This is a genomic window from Stenotrophomonas sp. GD03877, assembly GCF_029840555.1.
Taxonomy (GTDB): Bacteria; Pseudomonadota; Gammaproteobacteria; order Xanthomonadales; family Xanthomonadaceae; genus Stenotrophomonas; species Stenotrophomonas geniculata.
This window is the reverse complement of sequence record NZ_JAOCCT010000007.1, coordinates 53,147-78,835: the sequence shown is the minus strand read 5'-3', so window position 1 is coordinate 78,835 and position 25,689 is coordinate 53,147. Positions and strand designations below refer to the sequence as shown.

Below are 25,689 nucleotides of genomic sequence, written 5' to 3'. Positions count from 1 at the left end.
CGTCGAGCCATGCTCGACTCCGCGTTCCATGGAGCCGCCGCAAGGCGGCTTCCGTGCATCTGATACCCCGAACTGGTTGCCATGACCCACGCACCGATGATTCACCCGTTGCCGCATCCGATCGATCTGCTGGCGCTGCAGCAGCACGACCCGGCGCGCTTCCCGCTGCTGATGGAATCCACCGCCTCGGGCACCGCCCAGGGCCGCTGGAGCCTGCTGCTGGCCGCGCAGGGCGAGGGCCTGCGGCTGGACGCCGATGGCCAGGTGCGTGATCTGCACGACGTGGTGCAGCCCGGCACGTTCCTGCAGGCACTGGACCGTGCCTGGCAGCATGAGCGCCTGTCGCACGACGGCAGCCACAGCCTGCCGTTCCGTGGCGGCTGGGCGCTGATGCTGGATTACGAAGTGGCCAGCCAGATCGAACCGGTTCTGCCGGCGCGTGCGCGCGAGGACGGCCGCCCGACCGCGCTGGCACTGCGCTGCCCGGCCGCGGTGCTGCACGACCATCACAACGATGCCAGCTTCGTCATCGCCGAAGCCGGCGAGCAGGCGCTGCTGGACGCGCTGGTGGCACTGGCTTCGGCCGCGATGCCCGAAGCCGGGCAAGGCTGGCAGCCGCCGCAGTCGGTGGCCGAGGATGCGCCGCAGCGCTTCACCGACGGCGTGCGCCGGGTGATCGACTACCTGCGCGCCGGCGATGTGTTCCAGGTGAACCTGTCGCGGCGCTGGAGCGCCCGGTTCGCCGCGCCGGTCAGCCCGCAGGCGCTGTACGCGCAGTTGCGCCGTGCCAACCCGGCACCGTTTGCCGGCCTGTTCAGCGCGCATGGCCGCCACGTGGTCAGTTCCTCGCCGGAGCGGCTGGTGTCGGTGCATGCCGGTCACGCGCAGACCCGGCCGATTGCCGGCACGCGTCCGCGTTTCGAGGGGGACGATGATGCCGCGCGCATCCAGGAACTCGTCGGCCACCCCAAGGAGCGCGCCGAGCACGTGATGCTGATCGACCTGGAACGCAACGACCTGGGCCGCATCTGCCTGCCCGGCACCGTGGTGGTCGACGAGCTGATGACCGTGGAGAGCTACGCCCATGTGCACCACATCGTCAGCAACGTCAGTGGCCATCTGCGCCCGGAGGTCACGCCCGGCGAGGTGATCGCCGCCACGTTCCCGGGCGGCACCATCACCGGCTGCCCCAAGGTGCGCTGCATGCAGATCATCAGCGAACTGGAGCAGGTGCCGCGCGGTGCCTATACCGGCGCCTTCGGCTGGCTGAACCGGGATGGCGACCTGGACCTGAACATCCTGATCCGCACCGCCGAAGTGGATGGCCACGAGGTGAGCTTCCGCACCGGCGCCGGCATCGTGGTGGATTCGGACCCGGACAAGGAACTGGACGAGACCCGCGCCAAGGCCCGCGGCCTGCTGCGGGCGCTCGGTCAGCAAGGCTGATTGACCGCCCCCGCCGGGCATGGCCCGGCGCTACCGACGCATCACCCTCCCGGTAGCGCCGGGCCATGCCCGGCGAGCGAAGCGGGGTTGGGTGCCACCCCGGTCATGACCCCACACCAGCGGCACGGTATCCTGCACGACGGAATCGAGTTCAGAGGTAGTCCATGGCGGGAGCCAAGCGCGGGTGTCTGTTCGTGGTAACGCTGGTGGTGGTGCTGGCCGCTGTCGTGGCCGGCGCGGGCGCGTGGTTCTTCTACCAGCAGACCCGCTTCGCCGATGCCCCGATCACCCCCACCGCCGAAAGCGTGGTCATCGCCAGCGGCGATGGCATGAACAGCGTGCTGCGCAAGCTGCGCGATGCCGGCGTGGACGAGGGCCAGGACACCCAGTGGCAGTTGCTGGCGCGCCAGCTCGATGCCGCCGGCAAGCTGAAGGTGGGCGAGTACGCGCTCAGCGGCGACCTGACCCCGCGCGAGCTGCTGTTGCGCATGCGTGCCGGCAGGGTGCTGCAGCACCGTGTCACCATCATCGAAGGCTGGAACATCCGCCAGCTGCGTGCCGCGCTCAAGCGCGCCGAGCCGCTGCTGCACACCACCGACAATCTTGATGACGCCGCGCTGATGCAGCGCCTCGGCTTCGGTGGACAGCATCCGGAAGGCCGCTTCCTGCCGGAGACCTACGTCTACCAGCGCGGCGACAGTGATCTGGACGTGCTCAAGCGCGCCCACGCCGCGATGGAAAAGGCGCTGGATGAAGCCTGGGAAAGCCGCGCGCCGGACCTGCCGATCAACACGCCCTACGAACTGCTGACGATGGCCTCGATCATCGAGAAGGAAACCGCATTGGCCAGCGAGCGCCCGCAGATTGCCGGCGTGTTCATGCGTCGCCTGAAGATCGGCATGCGCCTGCAGACCGACCCGACCGTGATCTACGGCATCGGTGCCGCGTATGACGGCAACATCCGCCGCCGCGACCTGACCACCGATACGCCCTACAACACCTATACGCGTGCGGGCCTGACCCCGACCCCGATCGCCATGCCCAGCCGCGATGCACTGATGGCCGCCGCGCAACCCGCAGCGGGCGACGCGCTGTATTTCGTCGCCGTGGGCGATGGCAGTGGCGCGCACGTGTTCTCGCCCAGCCTGGACCAGCACAACGCCGCAGTCGCCCGCTACCTGCAGCAGCTGCGCCAGCAACGTACCAAGGAGACCTCGGCGCAATGAGTCCCGCGCTGCTTCGCCACCCGCGTTTCGTCAGCCTGGAAGGCGGCGAGGGCGCAGGCAAGACCACCGCCATCAACGCCATCCGTGACTGCCTGCGCAGCCACGGCCACGAGGTGGTGCTGACCCGCGAGCCGGGCGGCACGCCGCTGGCCGAGCGCATCCGCGGCCTGGTGCTGAAGCCCGATGCCGAGATCGCCGCCGAACCGCTCAGCGCCGAAGCCGAGCTGCTGCTGGTGTTCGCCGCACGCGCGCAGCACGTGCGCCAGGTGATCCAGCCGGCGCTGCAGCGCGGCGCCTATGTGCTGAGCGATCGCTTCACCGATTCCAGCTATGCCTACCAGGGCGGTGGCCGCGGCCTCGATCCGCAGTGGATTGCCGATCTGGAACGACGCGCGGTGGGCCTGCTGCCGGGCCTGACCCTGCTGCTGGACGTGGACGTGGCGGTGGGCCGCGCACGCGCCAATGGCCGCGACCTGTGGCCGGACCGCATCGAGAGCGAGCAGGACGATTTCTTCCAGCGCGTGCGCGAAGTGTTCCGCAGCCGCGCACAGCAGGATCCGCAGCGCTTCGCGCTGGTCGACGCTGGCCAGGTGCAGGAACGCGTGGCGGCCGACGTGGTCGCGCGTGTCGAGCGCTGGCTGCGGGACGGGGAGGGCGTATGAGCACGTTTTCGCCGTGGCAGCAGCGCGCGTTCGATCAGACGGTTGCTGCGCTCGATGCAGACCGGCTCGGTCATGGCCTGCTGATCTGCGGCCCGGCCGGGTTGGGTAAGCGCGAGGTGGCACTGGCGCTGGCCGACCACGTGCTGGCGCGCGGTGATGCCGCGCATGCCACGCGCACGCGCCAGCTGATCGCCGCGGGTACCCACCCGGACCTGCAGCTGGTCAGCTTCATCCCGAACAAGAGCGGCGACAAGCTGCGCACCGAGATCGTCATCGAGCAGGTGCGTGAGATCACCGACACGCTGGCGCTGACCCCGCAGTACGGCGTGGCACAGGTGGTGATCGTCGACCCGGCCGATGCGATCAACCGCTCGGCCGCCAATGCACTGCTGAAGACCCTGGAAGAGCCGCAGCCCGGCCGTTACCTGTGGCTGATCAGCAGCGACCCGGCGCGGCTGCCGCAGACCATCCGCAGCCGTTGCCAGCGCCTGGAATTCAAGCTGCCGCCGCAGCATGAAGCACTGGCCTGGCTGCAGCAGCAGGGACACAGCGAGGCGTCGGCGCGCGAAGCGCTGGAGGCTGCACGCGGCCATCCCGGCCAGGCCGACAACTGGCTGCGCGAAGATGGCCTGCGCCTGCGCCGCGAGGTTGGCCGCGAGCTGGAACAGCTGGCCGCCGGCAAGACCGGTGCGGTGGAGCTGGCGCAGAAGTGGTGCGGCGACGACAACGCAGCGCTGCGCCTGCGCTTTGCCGCCGACCTGGCGCTGGCCCAGGCCAGCACCGATGCCTTGACCACGCCGGAGCGATTGCACAAGCTTGCAGCCTGGTTCGATGCGGCCAACCGCACCCGCGACCTGCTGCGCACCACGGTGCGCGCAGACCTTGCGGTGGTCGAGTTGCTGCTGGCCTGGAACAAGGTGAACGAGCGGCCTGCCGCAAGGGGAAATCGATGAGTGCCAGCAACGCCCGCCAGGGCATCCTGTCCCTGGCCGTGAAGGACAAAGCCGCGCTGTACAGCGCGTACATGCCGTTCGTGAAGAACGGCGGCATCTTCGTGCCCACGCCCAAGCGCTACTTCCTGGGCGACGAGGTGTTCCTGTTGCTGACCCTGCCCGATTCCAGCGAGCGCCTGCCGGTGGCCGGCAAGGTGATCTGGGTGACCCCGGCCGGCGCGCAGGGCAACCGCACCGCCGGTATCGGCGTGCAGCTGGCCGACGGTGCCGAAGGCGAGGGCGTGCGCCACAAGATCGAGACCCTGCTGGCTGGACTTACCGGCTCGGACAAGCCGACCCACACGATGTGAGGTAGCACCGGGGCCTTTCTGTAGAGCCGAGCCATGCTTGGCTGCGGACCCCGGAAACACCCGTGAACACGAATGTGAAAAACTGTTGACGGCCTCTGAAAAGCCCCTATAATGAGCGGCTCAGCAACACACCGGGCGGTTAGCTCAGCGGTAGAGCATTGCCTTCACACGGCAAGGGTCACAGGTTCGATCCCTGTACCGCCCACCATGTTGCAGAACGAAAGAAGCCTCCAGCAATGGGGGCTTTTTTGTTGCCTGCGATTCTGCTGGGCCGACGGGCAGCGGACCCTGTCTCAGCCGTGTTCGTCCAACAGCGCGCGCGCGATCATCGCCGTTGCATCCAGCAGGTCGTTGCCGCTGCCGGCCTGCACCACCACCGCCAGCAGGCTACGGCCCACCTCGGCATTGCCGCTGGTCAGTTCCATCTCGCCTTCAAAGCACAGATCGGCCAACCATTCGTGGCCCTATTGCAACCCACGCTTGCGGGCGCGGCGGAACTCCACGAGCAGCTTCGCCTGGCCGGCCTCACGCTCGCCATCGGCAAGCAGGCCGATGGCTCCGCCGTGCGCTGCGCGCCAGAGGGCTGGCAGCGGGCGACCGTTCGCGTCCACCACGTCTGCCGCGAACTCCGCGCAGTACATTTCGTAGCGCTTACCCGCTGTGCTGCGAGGCACGATGCCGGTTTGGGCGAGCAAGCGTTCGGCTTCATCCAGTTTGCTGAACTTCAAGCGCAGCAGTGCAGGGCGGCTCAGTTGTTGTGCCAGCGCCTGCTGGTTGGCGGCGAACCATACGTTCCAGCCTACGCTTGCGCGGCCCTCCAGAGCGGCCTTGAAATACTCCAGGTGTTCGGCGTCCATTGCAGTCCCCAGCGTTTCCTGCGCGATTGTAGCGGGAGCGCATCCGGGCCGGTCAGGCGTCGCCGCCGGAGAGGCAGTGATGCGCCTCGCGCACCAGTTGCCGTGCCGCCACGATCAGTCCGTCGGTATGGAAGGCGCCCAGCTGTTCCTCCGGGCCGGCCTCGGCACGCGCCCGGTCGGCGGCCTGCAGCAGATCGAGCACTGCGCTGAGCCCGGACATCGAGCGGCGCAGCGAAGCGTGATTGCTGGCGCCGAGGGTGAGGCCGCCACACGGTTGCCCGTCATCGGCGTCGGCGTTGCTGATCGCATTGAGGCAGGCGAAGAACGTGGGCGACTGCACGGGCAGGTTCTGTTCCTGCAAGGCGCACTCGATCTCGTGCGCGAGCTCTTCAGGCACGTCGGCGGCGATGTTGCCGATCAGGGCGTGCAGGCGGGGACGGTCGGCGGTGCGATTGGTCATGGCGAAACCCTCACTGGCGTGGGGCCACCTTCCGGAGTGAAGGTGGCGGACGGTGCGGGTTGGCGTACCAAGGCAAACGAACTCCCATCGAGAAGAAGGCCTGGCGGATCTGTCGATCCCCACGCACCGGCCGCCATTGAAGGCAATCGGTGCATTCTCTCTGCTGCGGCGTAAATCGCAGCGATGGGTGTTCATTCGTTTATTCGAGACGCCAATCCCGGCCCAGGCAATCTGCCTCGGCGCGGTGATCATGGGATCGCGCAATCACGGTGGTCTGTAAGGAAAGTTCTCAACTCCACGCAGGCACACCAAGCGTTTCCGGTTCTGTGCCCTCCAGCATCCGCCGACTGTGTCGCCCATCACTGATGGCGCATATCGCCGCCCACGCCGACCGTGCACATGACGACTCCAGAGCGGCGCCGCCATGGCAATTCCGTCACCCGGCGCGCGCAGGCGGGAATGTGTCACGCATGGAGCCAGAGGGTTCCATCCCTGCGCTGTCCCACCGCCCCGGGCAGGCGTAGTCTCAGCCTGTCGCCGTACCCATCCACGCTGGAGTGCCACCATGCCGCTCGCCCGCATCGATCTTCGCAAAGGTAAATCCGCCGACTACCTGCAACGAGTCGGCGAAACCATCTACCAGGCCATGCGCGCGGTGGGCGTGCCGGAAAACGACCGCTTCCAGATCTTCCAGCAGCACGCGCCCGGCACGCTGATCTACGACCCCGGCTATCTGGGTGTGGACCGCACCGACGATTTCATCTGCATCCAGATCACCTGGAACGAAGGGCGCACGCTGGAGCAGACGAAGGCGCTGTACGCCGGCATCGCCGATGGCCTGCACGCGGCGGTGGGCATCCGCCGCGAGGATGTATTTATCAACCTGGTGGAAGTGAAGAAGGAAAACTGGTCGTTTGGTAATGGTGTGGCCCAGTACGTGAGTTGATGGGCGGGGAGCGAAAAGCATCCACTGCGAACCTTCGCTGGACCCTGCGTCACCGTGTCGCAGGGGGCAAACCCTGAACGCAGTCCAAGGTTGGCCATCGCCCCGTAGAATGGCGGCGTGCGTCGTTCTGTCCTCCACCGCCGGTTCCAGGCCCTGGCATGGCTTGCCATGCTGCTGGTGTTGCTCGCCCCGTTGGTGAGCCGCTGGCTGGTACATGGCCATGTTGCGGCCACCGCACCGGTGGCTGCCATGAATCATGCGATGCACGCAGAGCATGCGCAGCACGCGATGGAAGGGCACCACGAGCATCACGGGATGTCGCACGGCGAGGCCGAAAAGAAGCCGCCTGCCGATCCACACGCTGAGCATGAGATGGGCGTGGACTGCGACTACTGCCTGATCGCCGCGCGGCTGATCACCCTGCTGGTGGCGGCAGTGTTGCTGTTGGCGCCGATGGCGCCGGTATGCCGCGCGTTGCGCGGTGCGGTGCAGGCGTTGCCGCAGCGCATCAGCGGCACATTGGGAGCGCGTGGGCCGCCGGCCTTGATGGCCGCCTGAGCCCTGCGCGCGCGCCTTTGGATTGATTTTGCCGAGCCGCCAGGCATGGCCTGGCACTGCTGCGTGCGCGTTCTCCGAATTCCCTGAGCTGCCCTGCCACTGCGGGGCGGCCTTGCATGCCGTGAACAAATGAAAAACAACCCCAACTCCGCGCGCCTGCGCAGGGCGACACTGCCTGCGCTGTGCATGTCCCTGTTGTACGCCGTGCCCGCCCTTGCCGCCGATGCGCCACCTCCGACCACGCTGGATACCGTGCGCGTGGTCGACACCCGCAGCGGTGAACTGTCTTCCACCGCCAGCGCCGGGTCTGCGCTGGGCCTGAGCGTGCTGCAGACACCGGCCAGCCTGACCGTGATCTCGCGCGAACAACTGGAACAGCGGGGCGACACCAACCTCAATGATGCGATCAGCCGGGCAGGCGCGATCAGTGCGATGCCGCACCCAGGCAACGGCCTGAGTGCGTTGTCCAGCCGTGGCTTCACCGATGGCGCCTCGGTGATGCGCCTGTACGACGGGCTTCGCCAGTACGGCGGCGTGGGCATCACCTTCCCGTTCGATACCTGGTCGATCGAACGCATCGAAGTACTGCGCGGCCCGGCTTCGGTCATCCATGGTGATGGCGCCATTGGCGGGGTCATCAACATCGTGCCCAAGAAGCCCTCGCGTAGCGCCATCGAGAACGAGATCAGCGTGACCGTCGGCAGCGAGGATACTGCGCGCCTGGGCTTCGGCAGCGGCGGTGCGTTGACCCCGGACCTGGCCTATCGGCTGGACGTGAGTGGCAACTACAGCGGTGGATGGGTCGATCGCGGGCGCAACAGGGACGCGACCTTCTCCGGTGCCTTGCTGTGGCAGCCGCGCACGGATCTGCAGCTGACGCTCACCCATGCGCAGGGCTACCAGAAACCGATGCGCTACTTCGGCACGCCGCTGGTGGATGGCCACCAGCTGGAAGCACTTCGCCATCGCAACTACAACGTGGAAGACAGCGACATCCGTTATCGCGACCGCTGGACCCAACTTGATGCGCTGTGGACGCCGACCTCGAACGTGGAATGGCGCACCCGCGTCTACCAGATCGACAGCCAGCGCGACTGGCGCAATGCCGAGGCCTATGTCTACAACCGCGCCACCGGTTTGATCGATCGCTCCGGCAACACCGAGATCACCCACAACCAGGACCAGACCGGGTTGACCTCGACACTGCGGGTACAAGGAAACATCGCGGGCCTGACCAACCGCTTTGCCGTGGGCCTCGATGCCAATCGTGCGCACTTCAAGCACACCAACAACACCTATGCCGGCAGCTCGGGCCCGGTCGATCCGTTCGATCCGGTGCCAGGCCGGTTCGCCAGCGACGCGCCCAACCTGCCGCGCTATCGCAACCGCGCCGAGCAGTACGCGCTGTTCGTGGAGGACCGGCTGGCGTTGAGCGAACGCTGGTCGGTACTGGGTGGGCTGCGCCACGACCGCGCGCGCATCGATCGCACCGATCTGATCAGTGGCCAGAACGCGTTCTCGAAGACCTACAGCAGCACCGGCTGGCGTGCAGGTGCCGTATTCGCGCTGCAGCCGACGCTGAGCCTCTACGCGCAGTACTCACAGGCGGCGGACCCGGTCAGTGGACTGCTGATGATCAGCCCAGCCAACGGTGCCTTCGATCTGGCCAAGGGCCGGCAGATCGAGGTGGGCCTGAAGCAGGCCTTCGATGGCGGCGAGTGGACGCTGGCGGCGTATCGCATCCGCAAGACCGGTCTGCTCAGCCGTGATCCGCTGGTGCCGGATCGCCGGGTGCAGGTGGGTGCGCAGACCTCGCGCGGTATTGAAGCGTCCTTGAACTGGAACTTCGCGCCGCACTGGTCGCTCGATGCCAACGCGACGGTGCTGAAGGCCGAGTTTGAGGACTTCCTGGAAACCACGGGTTCGCCGGCGGTGCTGGTGTCGCGCGATGGCAACGTACCGCCGAACGTGGCCGAGCGCTTGGCCAACGCATGGTTGAGCTGGCAGTTCCTGCCGGACTGGAGCGCAGCGGCGGGTGTTCGCTATGTCGGCAAGCGCTACGCCGACAATGCCAACGCGTTGGAACTTCCCGGCTACAGCACCACCGACCTGGCGCTGACCTGGCAGGCGGCACCGCGCACGCGGCTGTCCGCGCGGTTGTTCAACGTGTTCGACAAGGCGTACTACGCCACCGCGTACTACACCAGCACGCAATGGCTGCTGGGTGCGGACCGGCGCGTCGAATTCACCGTCGACCATCGCTTCTGAGGAGGCCGGCCATGACGCTGCGATCCACCGCCAGGCGCTGGAACTACCTGGTGCATCGCTGGCTGGGCATTGGTGGGTGCCTGTTGATGCTGCTGTGGTTCGTGAGTGGCATGGTGATGCTGTTCATCGGCTACCCGAAGCTGACGCCGGGTGAGCGGCTGGCGGCGTTGCCGCTGCTGGGGGATGCCCGCGGCTGGCAGGGGCTGTCGGTACTGCCAGCTGCCGTGCAGGCCGAGCCGGAGGCCGTGGCACTGACGACGCTGCGCGGCGAGCCAGCGTATGTGGTGCGAAGCGGCGGCAACGTGGGCGCCTGGTCTGCGCGCACCGGCCAGGTTCTGCTTCCGGTGTCGGCACAGCGCGCCGAAGCGTCCGCTGCACAGTTTGCTGGCGGCCAGGCGTTCGTGGGCGCGATGCGCGTGGACGAGGATCGCTGGACGCACTCGCGCGCGCTGGACGCGCACCGGCCCCTGTACCGGGTGGAGGTAGGGGGCGCGCAGCCGGGTGACCTGTATGTGTCCTCGCACACCGGCGAAGTGGTGCTGGACGCACCGCATGTGCAGCAGCGTTGGAACTATGTGGGTGCCTGGCTGCACTGGCTGTACTTCCTGCGCATGCAGTCGGTGGACCCGGTGTGGACGTGGGTGGTGATCGTGTTGTCCGCGCTGTGCACGGTGGCCGCAGTCAGCGGCATCGTGGTCGGTGTGTGGCGCTGGCGTTTCCGTGGACACTACCGTTCGGGTGCGAAGACGCCATACGTCGAACCATGGATGCGCTGGCACCATCTGATCGGGCTGGTGGCTGCAGCGTTCGTGTTCACCTGGATCTTCAGCGGGCTGATGTCGATGAACCCGTTGGGCGTCTTCAGCAGTACGCGCGAGGCGATCGACAGCGGACGTTATCGCGGTGGTCCGGTGGTGGTGGATGGCGCACTGGGCGAACCGGCGGCGCTGCTGACGGCCGTCGAGGCCGAGCGGTTCAAGCCCGTGGAGATCCAGTGGCGACGCATCGGTGGCGAGCTGTTCGCGGTGCTGCTGGACGGACAGGGCGAGACCCGTATCGTGTCCGGCAGCAATGGGCATCTGCAGGTTGCGCGGTTGCTGCCGGCCGGGTGGCTGCAGCAGAAGGTGCGGGCGCTGTCGGATGCGCCCATGCAGGGGTACTGGGTCCAGCATGCAGCGGATGCGTACTTCTACCCACGTGCACCGGAAGCCATGAACGGCGCAGCGGTTCGCCGCTTCCCGGTGGCGGTGGTGGACTTCGGCGATGCCGAGGCGACGCGCGTCTACCTCGACCTGGCCACCGGCGATCCATTGCTGACGATGGGGTATCGCGAGCGGGTGGGGCGCTGGCTGTTCTACTTCCTGCACAGCTGGGACCTGCCTGCGATGCTGCGCTTCGACACCGCCCGGTTGGCTGTTCTGCTGCTGTTGAGCATTGCGGGCACTGCGTTGTGTGCAACGGCCACGGTGATCGGCTACCGCCGGTTGCGGATGAAGCTGCGGCGCAGGCGGCGCTGATGCACTGGGCTACACCCGCAGCCAGCGCGTGGACACTGCAACCAGCAACAAGGCCGTGGCCACGCCGATGAACGCGGTGATCAGGCCGAAATGGTTGGCGGCGAAGCCGATCAGCGCCGGTCCGGCAAGGATGCCGGCGAAGCCCAGCGTGGAAACGGCGGTGATCGCCAGCGCACCCGGCATGCGGGTCTGGTGGCCGGCCAGCGAGAACAGCGCCGGTGCGATGTTGGCGCAGCCAAGGCCGACCAGCACATAGCCCGCCAGCGACGCCTGCCATGGCGTGACCAGAGTCAGCACCAGCACACCAGCGGCAGCAAGCAGAGCGCCGAAAACGATCGCGCGCTGGCGGCCCACGCGCGCCACCAGTGCATCGCCGAACAGGCGGGCGATGGTCATGGTCAGGGTGAAGGTCACATAGCCGATACCGGCGAGGCTGGCATCGACGCGACGCACATCGCTGAGGAACACCGCGCTCCAATCCAGCATCGCACCTTCGCCGAGGAACGCAACGAACGCCAGTACGCCGATGAACAGCACGATGCCGTGTGGCAGGGCCAGCATCGGTGTGTCGTGCGGCATCCGTTCGCTGTGCCAGTACGCCGCTGACAGCAGCAACGCCAGCAGCATGGCGCCGACGCCGATCAGCACCGACGCTATCGGCGGCAATTGCGCGGACAGCAGCACGGTCATGGTGGCCGCGCCGAGGAAGCCGCCGATGCTGAAGAAGGCATGGAAGCCGGACATCATCACGCGCCGTGCTTCGCGCTCGACGATGACGGCCTGTACGTTCATCGTGCAGTCCATCGCGCCCACGGCGGCACCGAACACGAACAGCACCAGTCCCAGCGTCCAGGCCGAACCGGCCAGTGCCAGGCCAGGCACCGTCAGGCAGATCAGCAGGCTGCTGGCCACCATCACCCGGCGGCAGCCGAGGCGCGCGGCCAGCACGCCGGACAAGGGCATCGCCAGCAGCGAACCGGCACCGAGGCAGAGCAGTACCAGGCCCAGCGTCGCGTCATTGATCCCGGTACGTGCCTTGGCGAAGGGCACCAGCGTGGCCCACAGCGCGGTGGCGAAGCCGGGAATGAAGAATGCAGCGCGGGTCGCGTGCTGTTCGGCACGCGCGCGGTTGGCGAGGGACATGAGCGGTACGGTCAGGGAGGAGTGGGGTGCACCGCAATACCGGCGGCGCGGAAGCGAGCTGCCAGTGCGGGCGGTGCGGTGGTGGTCAGCACCAGATCGTCGATCTCGTCGAGGCTGGCGATCTGCCAGTGGCCGCGGGCGCCGAGCTTTTCCGTGGTGGCGGCGACGATGATGCGACTGCTGCAGGCCACCATCGCGCGCTTGAGCGTGGCTTCCTCGGCATCCATCGCCCACACGCCGGTGTCGCCGTCCACCGCGCAGGGGCCGGGCAGGTACACGTCGGCACGCAGGCGTTGCACCTGGGCCAACGCTTCGGCACCGACCGCACCGCCGCCGCTGGCCAGGCGGCCGCCGATCAGCTGCACCAGGGTGCCTTCAAGCATGCTGGCGGCGGTGGCGATCTGCGGGGCATTGGTGATCACCGTCAGCCCGAGAGCGGCCGGCAGTTGCTGGGCGATCGCCAGGTTGGTCGAACCGGCATCAAGCAGTACGACCTGGCCGGGTTGCAGCAGCGCGCAGACGCGGGCGGCCAGCTCGGCCTTGTCGCTGCGGTCGCGGGTGAGCCGCTCGCGCAGCGGGCGTTCCTTCGGCGGTGGCAGCACGGCGCCGCCGTAGACACGCTGGCACAGGCCCTGTGCGGCCAGCTCGCGCAGGTCTCGGCGGATCGAGTCTTCGGAGACGGCATAGCGGCGCGCCAGTTCGGCGGCGACCACGCGGCCCTGCTGGCGCAGTTCCTCAAGGATCTGCCGGGTGCGCTGGGCGGGGAGGGGGCTGGGATCTGAGCTCATGCTGCAAGTCTGCACATTCGTGCATTAACGTGCAACAACGTGCAATGGGTGGAAGTGGACACAGGGTGGCTGGACTGCCGGTGAACCCGCCGGCGCCTGGGGTCTATGGATCGCCCTCGCGGCCCGGCATCATGGCGGGGCACCTGGCATGGAATCCCTGATGTCCCCCACCGTTCACCGCGAGCTGCGCATCGGCGCAGACCAGTACACCGGCCAGAAGGTGGTCGACCAGCAGTTCCACAAGTGCGATTTCTCCGGCGCGGACCTGACCGGCACCGAGTTCATCAACTGCAGTTTCTACGATGCCGACAGCCGTGCCGGCTGTCGCTTCAACGGCGCCACGCTGAAGGAAGCCAGCTTCCGGAGCTGCGACATCAGCATGTGCCACTTCAACTTCATCAAGGCACTGGGCCTGGAGATCAGCGAGTGCCGCGCGCAGGGCGCGGATTTCAGCAACGCCAGCTTCATGAACCAGATCACCACGCGGAGCTGGTTCTGCAGTGCCTTCATCAAGAAGTCGAACCTGCGCTACGCGAACTTCTCGCGGGTGACGCTGGAGAAGTGCGAGCTTTGGGAAAACCGTTGGGACGGTGCGAACGTGAGTGGCGCCAGCTTCGCCGGCTCGGACCTGTCCGGCGGCCAGTTCGAGGGCATCGACTGGAACAGCGCCAACTTCACCGACTGCGATCTGACCAACTCCGAGCTGGGCGAGCTGGACCTGCGCAGGACCAACCTGCGTGGCGCCACGCTGGATGTCCAGCAGGTGGCGCTGTTGATGCAGCGCATCGGCATCACGGTGGTGCCGTAGGCATCAGCCGGCGTACGCCACCCAGCCCTTGAAGCTGAAGCCCGCATAGAACAGCTCCACGCCGTCGAAGCCGGCCTCCTGCAGCAGGGCGACCTCCTGTTCGGGGGCCAGCAGCGGCAGCCGCTCGGCAATGGCGTCGATCGCGCGCTGTGCATCGGCGTGGGCAACGCCGGAGGCTTCGGCGAACGCGGCGTAGCGCTGCAACCAGCGCAGCTTGCCGGCCGGATCCTGCGGCACGCTGTGGTGCGCCACCACCAGCGGTGCGCCGGGCTGCAGGCGCCTGTGCAGCTCGCGCAGCGTGTGCAGGCGCTGCGCGGCGTCGAGGAAGTGCAGGGTCAACAGGCAGGTGGCACCGTCGAAGCGCAGATCGGGCGCATCGTCGATGTAGCCTTCCAGCAGCTGCACGCGCGACTTCAGCGGACCCAGTGTCTGTTCGGCCAGGGCCAGCATCGGTGCGGCCGGATCCACGCCGAGCAACTGCCAGCCCGGCTGTGCCTCGGCGAAGGCCTTCAGCTCAAGCCCGCCACCGGCACCGAGTACCAGCACGCGGCCCTGTGCGGGAACGCGTTCGGCCAGCAGCAGGCGGCTCATCTGCTGCAACGCGAGGAAACCGGGCACCTGGCGCAGCGGTGCTTCGGCATAGCGGGCCACCGCCTGCGGGTCGGAGAACGTGGACATGTGCGGATTCCTTCGACGGGGACAGACCACTGTAGCGCGGCGCGCAAGAGGCATTGCGCGCCGCTGCCGCAGAGACAGCACAGGGCTCAGGCCGCTGCGGCCTCAAGCACGTCTTCCAGCCTCACCTCGCCGAGGAAGCCACCACTGCTGGTTGCCGGCTGCTGCGCTTCGATGGCGTGGGCGAACTGCACGCCCGCGTCGTCCTGCAGGCGTTCGAACAGCTGCTGCACCCTGGGGAACTCGCGGCGGTCGACCACCTGGTGATAGTCGTTCCAGCGCGCGATGCCGGCGAAGTAGGCATCGGCGAAGCTGCGCTGTTCGCCCAGCAGCCACGGGCCCGTACCGATCATCTGCTCCAGCGCCTGGTGGGCGTGGCGCACCTTGGTCGTGCCATAGGCACCCAGCACCTCGGCTTCATCACCTTCCGCATGCTCCAGTGCGTGCCAGAGCGGCGCGTAGGCACCGAAGAAGCTGGTGTTGAGATAGGCCAGCCGGTGGTTGAGGCGATCGAAGCCAGCCGTGCCCTGTGCGAAGCCCAGCCCCTGCGCGATGCCCTTCGCAGCCAGGTGGTTGAGGATGGCCAGGCTCTCGCTGAGCAGCTCGCCCTGCGGGGTTCGCAGGGTCGGGGTTTCGCCCAGTGGATTGAGGCGGCGGTAGTCTTCGCCCTGCACCTGGCCGGGCATGTCGATGCGGCACAGCTGGTAAGGCTGGCGCAGCCACTCCAGTGCAACGATGGAGCCGAACGAGCAGCCCGAGGGCACGCCGTAGAAGAGGATCGGGGTCATGGCAGATTTCCGGTTCGAGCCGCGATGCGGCGGGTGAGGAAAGCGTGCCAGCATGGACATTGCCGCTGAAGCCGTCCGAATGGCATCCTGAAGTCCACACGTGTGGACGTTGCGCATGCTCAACCTCAATGATCTGGCCCTGTTCGTGACCGCAGTGGAGCAGGGTGGTTTCGCCGCAGGTGGGCGACATCTGGGCCTGCCGCGCTCGACCCTTAGCAAGCGCGTGGCGCTGCTGGAAGAACACCTCGAAGTGCGGCTGCTGCAACGCAGTTCGCGCCGCTTCGCGCTGACCGAGGTCGGCCAAGAGTTCTTCGAACGCGCACGCGCGGCGTTGTCGGAGGTAGAGGCTGCGGAGGCCATTGTCCGCGACCGCCAGGCCGAACCCAGCGGCACCGTGCGCATCAGCGCTTCGATTCCGGTGGTGCAGGGCGAGCTCGCCGCGTGCCTGCCCGCGTTGGCCCGCCGCTATCCGCGGCTGCGCATCGAAGTTGAAGTGAGTGATCGTTTCATCGATCTGGCGCAGGAGGGCATCGACATCGCCCTGCGCAGCCACTTCGGTCCGCTGCCGGATTCCGGGTTGGTGCAGCGAATGCTCGGTAGCGAACGCATCGTGCTGGTGGCGTCCCCTGGTTATCTGGCAGCCGCGCCGGCAGTGGACACGCCCGAGCAGCTACGCGCGCATGCCGGCCTGCTGACCGCGCGCCATGCAACGCGCTGGACGCTGCACAGCGCCGACGCCGGCACCGTGCAGGTGGAGCCGCAGGTGGCGCTGGTCGGCAATGAATCGCAGCTGCTGATCGCGGCGGCAGAAGCGGGTCTTGGCATCACCGTGCTGCCCTGCAGCCTGTGTGCGGCGGCCATCGCTGCTGGCCGCCTGCAGCAGGTCCTGCCGGCGTGGCATGCCGGCGAAGTCACCACCAGCGTGCTGCTGCCGCATCGTCGCGGCCAGCTGCCGGGCGTGCGCGTGGTGGTGGATGCGCTGGTCGCGCATTACCAGCTCAACGCAGCGCGCGTGCCAGTACCTGCCAGATCCTCGGGTCCTGGCACTGCGAGACGTTGAAACGCACATAGTCGGCCGCGCGCTGCGATTGGCTGAACGCGTTGCCCGGGGCCAGCACGATGCCTTCGCGCAGGCACTGCCGTGCCAGCGCAGCAGCATCGCGGCCATCGGGAAGCTGGCACCAGAGGAACAGGCCGGCTTCCGGTTGCAGCCACGGCGTGATGCCCAGCGTGTGCAGTTTCCGCAGTGTGTGCCGGCGCGCATCGGCCAGGCGCGAGCGCACCGATTGCATGTGGCGGCGATAGCCACTGTCGGTCAGCGCGATGTGCATCAACTGCATCGCCAGATGGCCGCCGCCGAAGCTGGTGGCCAGCTTCAGGTCGGTCAGCGCTTCGATCCAGTCGTGGCGTGCAGCGATGTAGCCACAGCGCGAAGCGGCCGACAGGGTCTTGGAGAAGCTGCCGACGTGGATCACACGCGACAGCCCATCCAGCGCAGCAAGGCGCGGTGCCGGCTGCAGTTCGAAGTCGGCGAAGATGTCGTCCTCGACGATGATCAGTTCGCTGCGTTCGGCCAGCCCCAGCAGCCGATGCGCGGTGCTGGCCGAGAGCACCGCGCCGGTCGGGTTGTGCAGGCCCGAGTTGGTGATGTACAGCCGTGGCGAATGCGCCTGAAGTGCCTGCGCGAACGCCTCCAGGTCCGGGCCGCTGTGCGTGTACGGCACGCCGATGGCCTGCACCTGGTGCGCCTTCAGCAGCGCGTGGTAGTTGAAGTAGCTCGGATCATCCACCAGCACGCAGTCGCCGGGCTTGAGCAGGAAACGGCAGAGCAGATCGACCGCGTGCGTACCGGATTCGGTCAGCAGGATCTGCTCAATCGGTGCATCAATGCCCAGCGCCGCGCTGCGCCGTTGCAGCAGCTGGCGCAATGCGGGCAGCCCGAGCGGGCCGGCGTAGTCGACCAGCTGCATGGCATCGGCACGCGCCAGCCGACGCAGGCCGCGGCGCACGCCGTCGTGATACAGCCAATCACTGGGCATCCAGCCGCAGCCCGGCTTGAGGTGGCCCGCCGGCGTTTCCAGCGATTGCCGCGACACCCACAGCGGGTCCACCGCGCGGTCCAGGCGTGGTTCCATTTCGGCCAGGGCGAGCGGTGCGGCCGGTCCACTGACATAGAAGCCGGAACCGGCACGCGCGCTGATCAGCCCTTCGGCGGCGAGGCGCTCGTAGGCCTCGACCACGGTGGAGACCGACACGCCCATCGCCGCCGCCTGCGCGCGTACCGAGGGCAGCCGCGAACCGGCGCCATCCACCCGCGTGCCGATGCGGGTGCGGACGGCCTGGATGACCGATTCGATGCGGGTAAGCGGGCGCGTCATGGCGAAAGCGTGCTGTAAGTGTGGGCAGTACAGTTATTTGAAACTGTACTGGATTGTAGCTGGGGGGCGCGGGCCGCAGGTGCTTCCATGGAGATCCCGCCGGGCACCGCCCGGCACCCCCGGGAGTACAGACGTGGAACGGTCGGCGAGTGGTTGGATCAATGGCTTCATCGGTGTGGTGATCTTTGCCGGCTCGTTGCCAGCCACCCGCCTGGCCGTGCTGCAGCTGGACGCCGGGTTCGTTACCGCCGCGCGCGCCACCATCGCCGCCATACTCGGCCTGGGCCTGTTGCTGCTGTTGCGCCAACCCTTTCCGCGACGCAGCGACCTGCCCGGGCTGGCGGTGGTCAGCCTTGGCGTGGTGGTCGGCTTCCCGCTGCTGACCGCGCTTGCCCTGCGCCACGCCTCATCAGCGCACACCATCGTGTTCCTCGGCCTGTTGCCGCTGAGCACTGCGGTGTTCGGCGTACTGCGCGGTGGCGATCGGCCGCGCCCGGCGTTCTGGCTGTTCTCGCTGCTGGGCAGCGCCTGCGTGGTCGGCTATGCCGCGCGCAACGGCATTGAGGCCTCGTTGCAGGCCGACCTGCTGATGCTAGCGGCGATCGTGGTGTGCGGCCTGGGGTATGCCGAAGGCGGCCGACTGGCTCGGCATCTGGGTGGCTGGCAGGTGATCAGCTGGGCACTGCTGCTGGCGTTGCCGGTGATGCTGCCGCTGACGGTGCTGATGCGCCCGCCCTCGTTCGTCGAAGTGGGGGCATCCGCGTGGTGGGCGCTGGGCTACGTGGCGGTGTTCAGCATGCTGCTGGGGTTCCTGTTCTGGTATCGCGGGCTGGCCCAGGGTGGAATCGCCGCGGTCGGCCAGCTACAGCTGCTGCAACCGTTCTTCGGCCTGGCGCTGGCTGCGCTGTTGCTGCATGAAGCGGTCAGCCTCAGCATGGTGCTGGTGACCGTGGTCGCGGTGATCTGCGTCGCCGGCGCTCGCCGTTTCAGCCGCTGAACACAAACGGGGACGGAGCGTCGCGGAAAAGGTGTGCGACAGCATAATCGATGAACACCCGCAGCCGTGCGCTGGGGTGGCGCCCACCGGGCCATAGCAGCGAGAACTGCCCCTTGTGCGTGGGCAGCGCTGGCAGCACCTGTTGCAGGCGGCCGTCGGCCAGTGCGTCGGCCGCCAGGAAGTCGGGCATCCAGGCCAGGCCCATGCAGCCGATGGCGGCGGCCAGCACGGCTTCCATGTTGTTGCAGGTCATCGCCGTCGGAAGGCGCGCGCCTGCATCGCCTTCCACCCCCGGCAACTGCCAGGGGTGCAGCTTCCCGGTAGTCGGGTAGCGGAAGCGCAGAGCCGCATGCATGCGCAGATCGCCCACATCGCTGGGAATGCCGTGCGCCTGCAGATAGCCAGGCGCCGCGCAGAGCATGAAACGAAAGCCACCCAGGCGCCGTGCGGTCAGGCTGGAATCGGCCAGTTCGCCGCTGCGTATCACCGCGTCGAGGCCTTCGCTGACCACATCGACGATGCGGTCGTTGAAGTCCAGTTCCAGCTGCACCTGTGGGTAGCGCTGCTGGAAGCCGGGCAGCACCGGCAGCAGGAAGCGGTAGCCGATGGTGGGCAGACCGATGCGCAGCAGCCCGCTGGGGGCGTGCTGTCGCTGCGCGAGGTCTGCCTGCGCTTCGGAAAGTTCATCCAACGCACGCCGGCAGCGTTGCAGCAGCAGTTCGCCTTCGTCGGTGAGGTGCACGCGGCGGGTGGTGCGATGGAACAGGCGGGTGCCGAGTTCCTGCTCAAGGCGGGCGATACGCTTGCCGACCGCCGAGGCGGACAGGCCGAGCACGCGGGCAGCGCCGACGATGCTGCCTGCTTCGGTGGTACGGACGAAGGCAAGCAGGGCGGAGATGGAGTCCATGCGGGCATGATTGCGGAACATCTGACCGTAATCAACGTCCATCCAGCCTGTTTTTCAGCAATACCGGCCTGCCCATCATCAACGCCCCTGATGGATGGAGGCCCACATGGCCCCGGTTTCGATACGCCCTATACCCGTCCGCACGCAGCAGCACTGGACGCTGCTTGCGGTCTGCCTGGCCGCGCTGGCGCTGCCGTTGTCCTTTTCGGCCGGTGCCGTCGCGGTGCCGGTGCTGGCTCGTTCTGCGGGGGCCTCGCCCACCGCGTTGGCCTGGGTGACCAATGCCTTCATGCTGACCTTCGGCAGCCTGCTGCTTGCTGCCGGTGGCCTGGCCGACCGCTACGGCCGTCGGCGGATGTTCCTGACGGGCACGGTCGGATTCACCGCTGCTACGACCGCTGCATGCGTGGCCCCGACGCTGCTGTGGCTGGATCTGGCGCGCGGCCTGCAGGGCGTTGCCGCCGCCGCCGCGCTGGCCTCGGGCACTGCGGCGCTGGCGCAGGGCTGGCAGGGGCCGGCGCGTGGCCGCGTCTTCGCCCTGCTGGGCACGACGTTCGGTGCGGGGCTGGCGCTTGGGCCGTTGCTGGCGGGCCTGCTGCTGCAGGCACTGGGATGGCGCAGTGTGTTCGCAGCCGGTGGTGTACCGGCGTTGGCGGCCTTCGCACTGGGCGCGCGCGTGTTGCCTGAGAGCCATGGAGAGCGCGGCCGGCTGGATGTCGGCGGCATGCTGGGTTTCAGCATGATGCTGGCGGCGCTGACGCTGGCCCTGCTGTGGCTGGGCGAATTCGGCGTGCACGCCATGCGCGTGCAACTGGCATTGCTCGCCACGCTGTTGCTCGGCGCAGCGTTCGTCTGCATCGAACGGATGCATCCATTCCCATTGCTGGACCTCTCGCTGTTCTCGCAACCGGCGTTCCTGGGCGTCCAGCTGCTACCGGTGGCGACCTGCCTCGGCTACGTGGTGCTGCTGGTGGTGTTGCCGCTTCAACTCCTGGGTGTGCATGGGCAGAGCACCACGTGGGTTGGCCTGCAGATGCTGGCCCTGTCTGCGCCGATGCTGGTGCTGCCACTGTTGGCCGCGCGCTGGGCGGGACGGATCGGCAGCGCACGGCTGTGCACTCTTGGCCTGCTGGTGTGTGCGTGCGGCCTGTATCTGCTGTCGCGGTATGCGGCCAATCCGTCGCCGCGGCAGTGGATGCCATGGCTGGCACTGATCGGCGCAGGGACGGCGTTGCCGTGGGGGCTGATGGATGGGTTGTCGGTGAGCATGGTGCCGGTGCAGCGGGCCGGCATGGCTGCAGGCATCTTCGGGACCGTGCGGGTGGCCGGCGAAGGTATTGCGCTGGCGGCGGTGACAGCAGTGCTGTCGCTGATTGCCAGCGAGCATCTACAGGGAGCATCGCCTGCATCGTTGGCGCGCGCTGGTGCCTATCTGGCCACGGGTACGCAGGCACAGGCGCAGGCACTGCTGCCGTCGATGAGCGGCGAGCAGCTGCAGCACGCCAGTGCCGAGGCGCTGGCGGTGCTGCTGCGTCTGCTGGCACTGCTGACCGCCGCATGCGCGGTGGTGTTTCACCTGCTGCTGCGGCGGCCGACATTGGCCGTGCTCAGAACCGATAGCTGATGGTGCCGGTGACCACGCGCGGGTAGCCGGCGAAGCAGTCGCCAAACGTGCGGCACGGGGCGTAGTAGCGCTTGTCGGTGAGGTTGGTGATGTTCAATGCCATCGTCCAGTCGGTCACCTGCACTTCCACCAATGCATCGGCCAGCGTGTAGCTGGGCGTGATGATGCGCCCGCCATTGCCCAGCGATACGGTGTTGCCGACGTGGCGCACGCCCAGGCCCAGGCGCAGGCGTGCGGCGTCGTCAAGCTGGAAGCCCTTGGACACCCAGGCCGAGGCCAGGTCCTGCGGGGTGTCGTTGAGGCGCTGGCCCACTTCCAGCGCGAAGTTGCTGCGGCTGACTTCGGCCTCGTTGCGGGCCACCGCGGCGGTGATGGTGAGGTCGTTGGCGAACTGGAACTGCCCTTCCAGCTCGATACCCTTGGAGCGGATCTGCCCGGTCTGCACCACGTTCAGCACGTTGTCCGGGTCGTTGGTCTGCCGGTTGGTTTCGGTGATGCGGTACGCCGCCATCGTCAGCAGCAGGTTGCGTGCCGGCTGGCACTTGATGCCGGCCTCGCTCTGGCGGCCACGCATCGGCTTGAAGGCCTGGCCGAACAGGTCCTGGCCAGTCACCGGCAGGAACGATTCGCTGTAGCTCAGGTAGGGCGATACTCCGGCGCCGAGGTCGCCGATCAGGCCGGCGCGGTAGGTGGTGGCGTTGTCGGTCTGGCTGGGTTGGCCTTCGGTCTTCGAGCGCGCATGGTCGCGGCGCGCGCCCAGCACCAGCGAGACGCGGTCGGCCCAGCGGATCTGGTCCTGCACATAGACACCCAGCTGGGTGGAGGTCTGGTCCGGCTGACGATCCCAGCCACGCACGATCGGTGCGACCGATACCGGGGTGTAGATGTCGATCGGCGTGCCGGTGGCATCCAGCCGCTGCAGCTGCTCCCTGTACTGGCTGTAGTCCACCCCGGCCAGCAGCAGGTGCTGGAAGGCACCGGTGGCGAAGTCGAACTGCAGCGCATTGTCGGCGCTGAAGATCTGCACGTCGGGGCGGGTGCCGTAGGCGGTGCGGTTGACCACGCGGCGGTCGGCATCGATGAAGGGATCTGCCGGATTGCTGTAGCTGTCCACGTACATCTGCTGCAGGGTGGTCCTGCCATCGATGTAGCGCACCGCCGAGCGCAGGCTGAGCACGTCATTGAAGCTGTGGTCGAACAGCGCGGTCAGGCTGTAGACGCGCGAATCGATGCGATCAAAGCCGGGGTGGCCGATGAAGCTGGAGGTGTCCAGGCGACGGTCTGGCGGCGCCAGCAGGGTCGCGGCCAGCGGCAGGAACTGCTGGCTGGAGCCGGTCCTGTCGTGCTGATAGCTGGCCAGCAGGGTCAGCGTGCTGCGTTCGCCGCGCCAGCTGATCGAGGGCGCCAGGTAGATGCGGTCATCGTTGAGTACATCGGTCTGCATGTTGGATTCACGCATCAGCCCGACGAAGCGGCCGGCAAGCGTACCGGCATCGTTCAAGGCGCCGCCAATGTCACCCTGAAGCTGCCTGCGGTCGAAGCTGCCGAACTGCACGCCGACCTCGCCCGTAAGGGCGCCGAAGGTCGGGCGCTTGCTCATCGCATTGATGATGCCACCGGTGGCGCCGGCACCGTACAGTACCGAGGATGGGCCGCGCAGCACTTCCACCCGCTCCAGGCCATAGATTTCCGGGCGGGCGAGGGGGCTGAAACCGTAGCTGCGGCGCAGGCCATCCTGGTACTGCACGGGGTCCAGCCCGCGCACCGAGGTCGCGTCGTTGCGGGTATCCAGGCCCCAGGCATCGGCGGTGACGCCGGCGCTGTAGCGCAGCACTTCCTGCAGGTTGTGCGCGCCGCGATCGGTGAACAGCTGCTGGGTGACCACGCTGATCGCCTGCGGCGTCTCGGTCAGGGCGGTGTCGGTCTTGGTCGCGGTGCTGGCCCGCTCGGCCACCACGGTCACCTTGTCCAGGGTGCGTGCCGCCGGGCCGTCCTGGGCCTGGGCGATGGCCGAGGCCAGCAGGGTGGGCAGGGCAAGCGTGTACAGCAGCGGGCGGCGCGGCGACAGGGCGGGCATCGTCAGGAATCCGGGAAGGCGGTGACGGCGCATTATCCGGATGCTCGACTGCAAATACAAATGATTCCCAAATGCGATTGGATCACTCGGGACAGGCGTCAGGGCAGGCCGTCCGAGGCGCCGCGGATGCTCAGCCAGGCGCCACCGCCCGGGGCACTGCCTGCGCGCAGCCGGAAGCCGTGCAGGCCGGCAATGGCGGCCACGATCGACAGGCCCAAGCCGAATCCAGGTCCCTGGCCGGCACTGCTGCTGCCGCGGAAGAAGCGCTGGTAGATCAGTGTGCGATCCTGCGGCGGGATGCCGGGTCCATTGTCGATCACATCGATCCTCGGCGCGCCGTGATCATCGACCGCACGTAGCAGGATGCGGCCGTGCGCAGGGGTGAACTGCAGGGCGTTGGACAGCAGGTTCGCCACCGCTTCGAACAACAGCTCACGGTCGCCGCGCAGCAGGCCGGCCTGTGGATCCACCTGCAGCTCCAGCAACTGCTGCTTCTCTTCGGCCAGTGGCAGGTAGAACTGGTGCAGTTCCTGCAGCAGCTCGGCAACGTCGACCTCGTCGAAGGCCGAACGCCGCTGGTGGCTTTCCAGTTCGGATACCCGCAGCAGCGCGGTGAAGCGCGCCATCAGCATGTCCGTTTCCGCCAGTGCCTTGTCCAGCGGGTCGGCATGGGGATCCTGTTCGTCCAGACCGACGCGCATGCGGTACAGATGCGCCCGCAGGCGGGTGAGCGGGGTGCGCAGATCATGGGCGATGCTGTCGCACACGCCTTTGACCTCGGTCATCAGCTGCTCGATGCGTTCGAGCATGGCATTGACGATGCTCGACAGCCGATCGATCTCGTCGCGACGGTTGGATACCGGCAGGCGCTGGCCGAGGTCGCCGGCGACGATGCGGCTGGTGGCCGCTTCGATCTGCTGGATCCGCTTCAACGGGCGCCGGCGCAGCAGATGCCAGCCGACCAGGCCAGGGATGACGGTCAGCGACACGCCCCACAGCAGTGCATCGAGGATGATGCTGTTGACCGCCATGAGCTTGCCGTTCTGGCGCACGAACACCAGCGTCCGCCCATCCCGGGTCGCTACGCCAAGCGCGCTGCCGCCGCTCTCGTGCTTTCCATCGACCAATGTCCAGCCTTCCACCGGATGCGAGTTGCCATCCAGCGGCAGTCCCGCTGGGATGGCGGTCAGCGGTCCAGCCAATGGCGCGCCGTCGCCGCTGAACAATCCGTAGGTGTAGACCTGGTGCAGGTCGAAGCGCTGGCTGTCGCGCAACGCATCGTCCAGTGCCTGGCCGTCGAATGCCATGAACAGATGGGCACGCTGCTGCAGCCCGGATTCGGTCAGGTCATTGAGATAGTCCGAGATGCGCCAGTACATCACCCCCAGCAGCAGGCTCGACCAGGCCACGAACAGGATGCAGTACAACCCGAGCAGGCGGCTGCTGGACGAGCGCCACTGGTCAGGATTGCGCATCGAAGACATAGCCGGTTCCACGTACGGTGGTGATGGGTTGAGGGCGGCCCGGCTGCTCGATGCGCTTGCGCACGCGGCCGATGTGGACATCGATCAGGTTGGTGCCGGGGTCGAAGTGATAGCCCCAGACTTCCTGGAACAGCATGCTGCGGGTGACCACCTGGCCGGCATTGCGGACCAGGAATTCGAGCAGCTTGAACTCGGTCGGCAGCAGGCTGATCTCCTGCCCGCCACGCCGGGCCGAACGGGTCATCAGATCCAGTTCGAGGTCGCCGGCATGCAGGACACTGTCGGCAGGGCCGGCCTGGCTCTGGCGACGGATCAATACCTCCACGCGGGCCGCCATCTCATCGGAGGCGAACGGCTTGGTCAGGTAATCGTCGCCGCCTGCACGCAGGCCACGCACGCGCTCGTCCACGTCCGACAGCGCGCTGATCATCAGTACGGGGGTGACGATTCCTTCGCGCCGCAGCGCAGTGACCAGCGCCAGGCCATCGATGCCGGGCAGCATGCGGTCCAGGGTGATCACCGCGTAGTCGCCCGCACGCGCCAATGCGAGGCCGGCAGTGCCATCAACGGCAACGTCGACCTCGAAGCCATGGCTGCGCAGCTCGGTTGCGATTTCCTCCGCAGTGACAAGGTCGTCCTCGATGGTGAGTACGCGCGGCATGGGCCATTGTGCAGGTTGGATGGCTGCCATCCTCGCAACCGCTCGCGGTGACTGCAAATGAAAAATGTTTCATGCGCGATTCGCCGGATTCCGCGCACAGGTCTTCTATATTCGGC

25 protein-coding genes and 1 tRNA gene are annotated in these 25,689 nt (G+C 67.5%); 14 read left to right on the top strand and 12 right to left on the bottom strand.

The annotated features are described in order from the left end of the window. Positions 1-81: 81 nt before the first annotated feature. The 6 genes from N5D20_RS07390 (at position 82) to N5D20_RS07365 (ending at position 4,845) form a co-directional block, all read left to right on the top strand. On the top strand, positions 82-1,446 hold the full coding sequence (locus tag N5D20_RS07390) for an aminodeoxychorismate synthase component I (RefSeq protein ID WP_100064752.1): 1,365 nt from the start codon (positions 82-84) through the stop codon (positions 1,444-1,446). A gap of 164 nt (positions 1,447-1,610) precedes the next feature. Beyond that, positions 1,611-2,672 carry an endolytic transglycosylase MltG gene (mltG, locus tag N5D20_RS07385; protein WP_043398233.1) on the top strand — a complete coding sequence of 354 codons (1,062 nt, stop codon included), beginning with the start codon at positions 1,611-1,613 and terminating at the stop codon, positions 2,670-2,672. Then, positions 2,669-3,334, top strand: coding sequence for a dTMP kinase (gene tmk / locus N5D20_RS07380; protein ID WP_019336901.1), 666 nt, complete (start codon positions 2,669-2,671; stop codon positions 3,332-3,334). The genes mltG and tmk overlap by 4 nt, the downstream gene beginning before the upstream one ends. Further along, entirely contained in the window at positions 3,331-4,287 is a 957-nt protein-coding gene (locus N5D20_RS07375; RefSeq protein ID WP_062606588.1) for a DNA polymerase III subunit delta', read from the top strand. The genes tmk and N5D20_RS07375 overlap by 4 nt, the downstream gene beginning before the upstream one ends. Further along, positions 4,284-4,637 (top strand): PilZ domain-containing protein, encoded by a 354-nt coding sequence (locus N5D20_RS07370; protein WP_005412452.1) that lies wholly within the window; start codon positions 4,284-4,286, stop codon positions 4,635-4,637. The genes N5D20_RS07375 and N5D20_RS07370 overlap by 4 nt, the downstream gene beginning before the upstream one ends. Before the next feature lie 133 nt (positions 4,638-4,770). Then, a tRNA-Val gene (locus N5D20_RS07365) sits at positions 4,771-4,845 on the top strand. Between the two features lie 85 nt (positions 4,846-4,930). Here the strand turns inward: N5D20_RS07365 and N5D20_RS07360 are convergent. From N5D20_RS07360 to N5D20_RS07350, 3 genes are read right to left on the bottom strand one after another with little or no spacing between them, the layout of a single operon-like run. Continuing rightward, positions 4,931-5,062 carry a hypothetical protein gene (locus N5D20_RS07360; protein WP_279914724.1) on the bottom strand — a complete coding sequence of 44 codons (132 nt, stop codon included), beginning with the start codon at positions 5,060-5,062 and terminating at the stop codon, positions 4,931-4,933. Between the two features lie 39 nt (positions 5,063-5,101). Beyond that, positions 5,102-5,494, bottom strand: a complete 393-nt coding sequence (locus N5D20_RS07355; protein WP_279914723.1) for a hypothetical protein — start codon at positions 5,492-5,494, stop codon at positions 5,102-5,104. 52 nt (positions 5,495-5,546) lie between these two features. After that, positions 5,547-5,954 carry a hypothetical protein gene (locus N5D20_RS07350; protein ID WP_043398242.1) on the bottom strand — a complete coding sequence of 136 codons (408 nt, stop codon included), beginning with the start codon at positions 5,952-5,954 and terminating at the stop codon, positions 5,547-5,549. A gap of 565 nt (positions 5,955-6,519) precedes the next feature. Here N5D20_RS07350 and N5D20_RS07345 point away from each other — a divergent pair. From N5D20_RS07345 to N5D20_RS07330, 4 genes are all read left to right on the top strand, one after another. Beyond that, complete coding sequence (locus tag N5D20_RS07345; RefSeq protein WP_171953948.1) at positions 6,520-6,900, top strand: tautomerase family protein; 381 nt, start codon at positions 6,520-6,522, stop codon at positions 6,898-6,900. A 168-nt stretch (positions 6,901-7,068) separates the two neighbouring features. Further along, complete coding sequence (locus N5D20_RS07340) at positions 7,069-7,458, top strand: DUF2946 family protein (RefSeq protein WP_049434369.1); 390 nt, start codon at positions 7,069-7,071, stop codon at positions 7,456-7,458. 129 nt (positions 7,459-7,587) lie between these two features. After that, on the top strand, positions 7,588-9,726 hold the full coding sequence (locus tag N5D20_RS07335) for a TonB-dependent receptor (protein WP_279914721.1): 2,139 nt from the start codon (positions 7,588-7,590) through the stop codon (positions 9,724-9,726). A gap of 11 nt (positions 9,727-9,737) precedes the next feature. After that, a complete protein-coding gene (locus N5D20_RS07330) occupies positions 9,738-11,243 on the top strand; it encodes a PepSY domain-containing protein (protein WP_279914720.1) in 1,506 nt (501 codons plus the stop codon). A gap of 9 nt (positions 11,244-11,252) precedes the next feature. Here N5D20_RS07330 and N5D20_RS07325 read toward each other — a convergent pair whose 3' ends face one another. Then, the gene (locus tag N5D20_RS07325) at positions 11,253-12,386 is read right to left on the bottom strand and encodes an MFS transporter (RefSeq protein WP_279914719.1); all 1,134 of its coding nucleotides are present in this window, start codon (positions 12,384-12,386) and stop codon (positions 11,253-11,255) included. Positions 12,387-12,397: 11 nt separating this feature from the next. Further along, positions 12,398-13,174 (bottom strand): DeoR/GlpR family DNA-binding transcription regulator, encoded by a 777-nt coding sequence (locus N5D20_RS07320; RefSeq protein WP_126559837.1) that lies wholly within the window; start codon positions 13,172-13,174, stop codon positions 12,398-12,400. A 160-nt stretch (positions 13,175-13,334) separates the two neighbouring features. On the opposite strand from N5D20_RS07320, the gene smqnr reads away from it, so the two are divergent. After that, the gene (gene smqnr / locus N5D20_RS07315) at positions 13,335-13,982 is read left to right on the top strand and encodes a SmQnr family pentapeptide repeat protein (protein ID WP_010483741.1); all 648 of its coding nucleotides are present in this window, start codon (positions 13,335-13,337) and stop codon (positions 13,980-13,982) included. A 3-nt stretch (positions 13,983-13,985) separates the two neighbouring features. Here smqnr and N5D20_RS07310 read toward each other — a convergent pair whose 3' ends face one another. Next, positions 13,986-14,660 (bottom strand): methyltransferase, encoded by a 675-nt coding sequence (locus N5D20_RS07310; protein ID WP_279914718.1) that lies wholly within the window; start codon positions 14,658-14,660, stop codon positions 13,986-13,988. A gap of 86 nt (positions 14,661-14,746) precedes the next feature. Next, positions 14,747-15,445 (bottom strand): glutathione S-transferase family protein, encoded by a 699-nt coding sequence (locus N5D20_RS07305; protein ID WP_010483737.1) that lies wholly within the window; start codon positions 15,443-15,445, stop codon positions 14,747-14,749. A gap of 115 nt (positions 15,446-15,560) precedes the next feature. On the opposite strand from N5D20_RS07305, the gene N5D20_RS07300 reads away from it, so the two are divergent. Beyond that, complete coding sequence (locus tag N5D20_RS07300) at positions 15,561-16,505, top strand: LysR substrate-binding domain-containing protein (RefSeq protein ID WP_043398268.1); 945 nt, start codon at positions 15,561-15,563, stop codon at positions 16,503-16,505. On the opposite strand, the gene N5D20_RS07295 is transcribed toward N5D20_RS07300, so the two are convergent. Beyond that, positions 16,444-17,823, bottom strand: coding sequence for a PLP-dependent aminotransferase family protein (locus N5D20_RS07295; RefSeq protein WP_099560370.1), 1,380 nt, complete (start codon positions 17,821-17,823; stop codon positions 16,444-16,446). The two genes, N5D20_RS07300 and N5D20_RS07295, sit on opposite strands and share 62 nt — an antisense overlap. 133 nt (positions 17,824-17,956) lie before the next feature. Here N5D20_RS07295 and N5D20_RS07290 point away from each other — a divergent pair, with 133 nt between their 5' ends. Next, positions 17,957-18,820 (top strand): DMT family transporter, encoded by an 864-nt coding sequence (locus tag N5D20_RS07290; protein ID WP_100447882.1) that lies wholly within the window; start codon positions 17,957-17,959, stop codon positions 18,818-18,820. On the opposite strand, the gene N5D20_RS07285 is transcribed toward N5D20_RS07290, so the two are convergent. Beyond that, the gene (locus N5D20_RS07285; protein ID WP_248854404.1) at positions 18,810-19,727 is read right to left on the bottom strand and encodes a LysR substrate-binding domain-containing protein; all 918 of its coding nucleotides are present in this window, start codon (positions 19,725-19,727) and stop codon (positions 18,810-18,812) included. The two genes, N5D20_RS07290 and N5D20_RS07285, sit on opposite strands and share 11 nt — an antisense overlap. 106 nt (positions 19,728-19,833) lie before the next feature. On the opposite strand from N5D20_RS07285, the gene N5D20_RS07280 reads away from it, so the two are divergent. Further along, positions 19,834-21,351, top strand: coding sequence for an MFS transporter (locus tag N5D20_RS07280; RefSeq protein WP_049481375.1), 1,518 nt, complete (start codon positions 19,834-19,836; stop codon positions 21,349-21,351). On the opposite strand, the gene N5D20_RS07275 is transcribed toward N5D20_RS07280, so the two are convergent. The 3 genes from N5D20_RS07275 to N5D20_RS07265 all read right to left on the bottom strand — a co-directional run bounded on the left by N5D20_RS07275 (position 21,335) and on the right by N5D20_RS07265 (position 25,573). Continuing rightward, the gene (locus N5D20_RS07275; protein WP_279914717.1) at positions 21,335-23,428 is read right to left on the bottom strand and encodes a TonB-dependent siderophore receptor; all 2,094 of its coding nucleotides are present in this window, start codon (positions 23,426-23,428) and stop codon (positions 21,335-21,337) included. The genes N5D20_RS07280 and N5D20_RS07275 overlap by 17 nt on opposite strands. Positions 23,429-23,526: 98 nt before the next feature. Further along, positions 23,527-24,903, bottom strand: a complete 1,377-nt coding sequence (locus tag N5D20_RS07270; RefSeq protein ID WP_279914732.1) for an ATP-binding protein — start codon at positions 24,901-24,903, stop codon at positions 23,527-23,529. Further along, positions 24,890-25,573, bottom strand: coding sequence for a response regulator transcription factor (locus N5D20_RS07265; RefSeq protein WP_010483717.1), 684 nt, complete (start codon positions 25,571-25,573; stop codon positions 24,890-24,892). The genes N5D20_RS07270 and N5D20_RS07265 overlap by 14 nt, the downstream gene beginning before the upstream one ends. Positions 25,574-25,689: the final 116 nt, after the last annotated feature.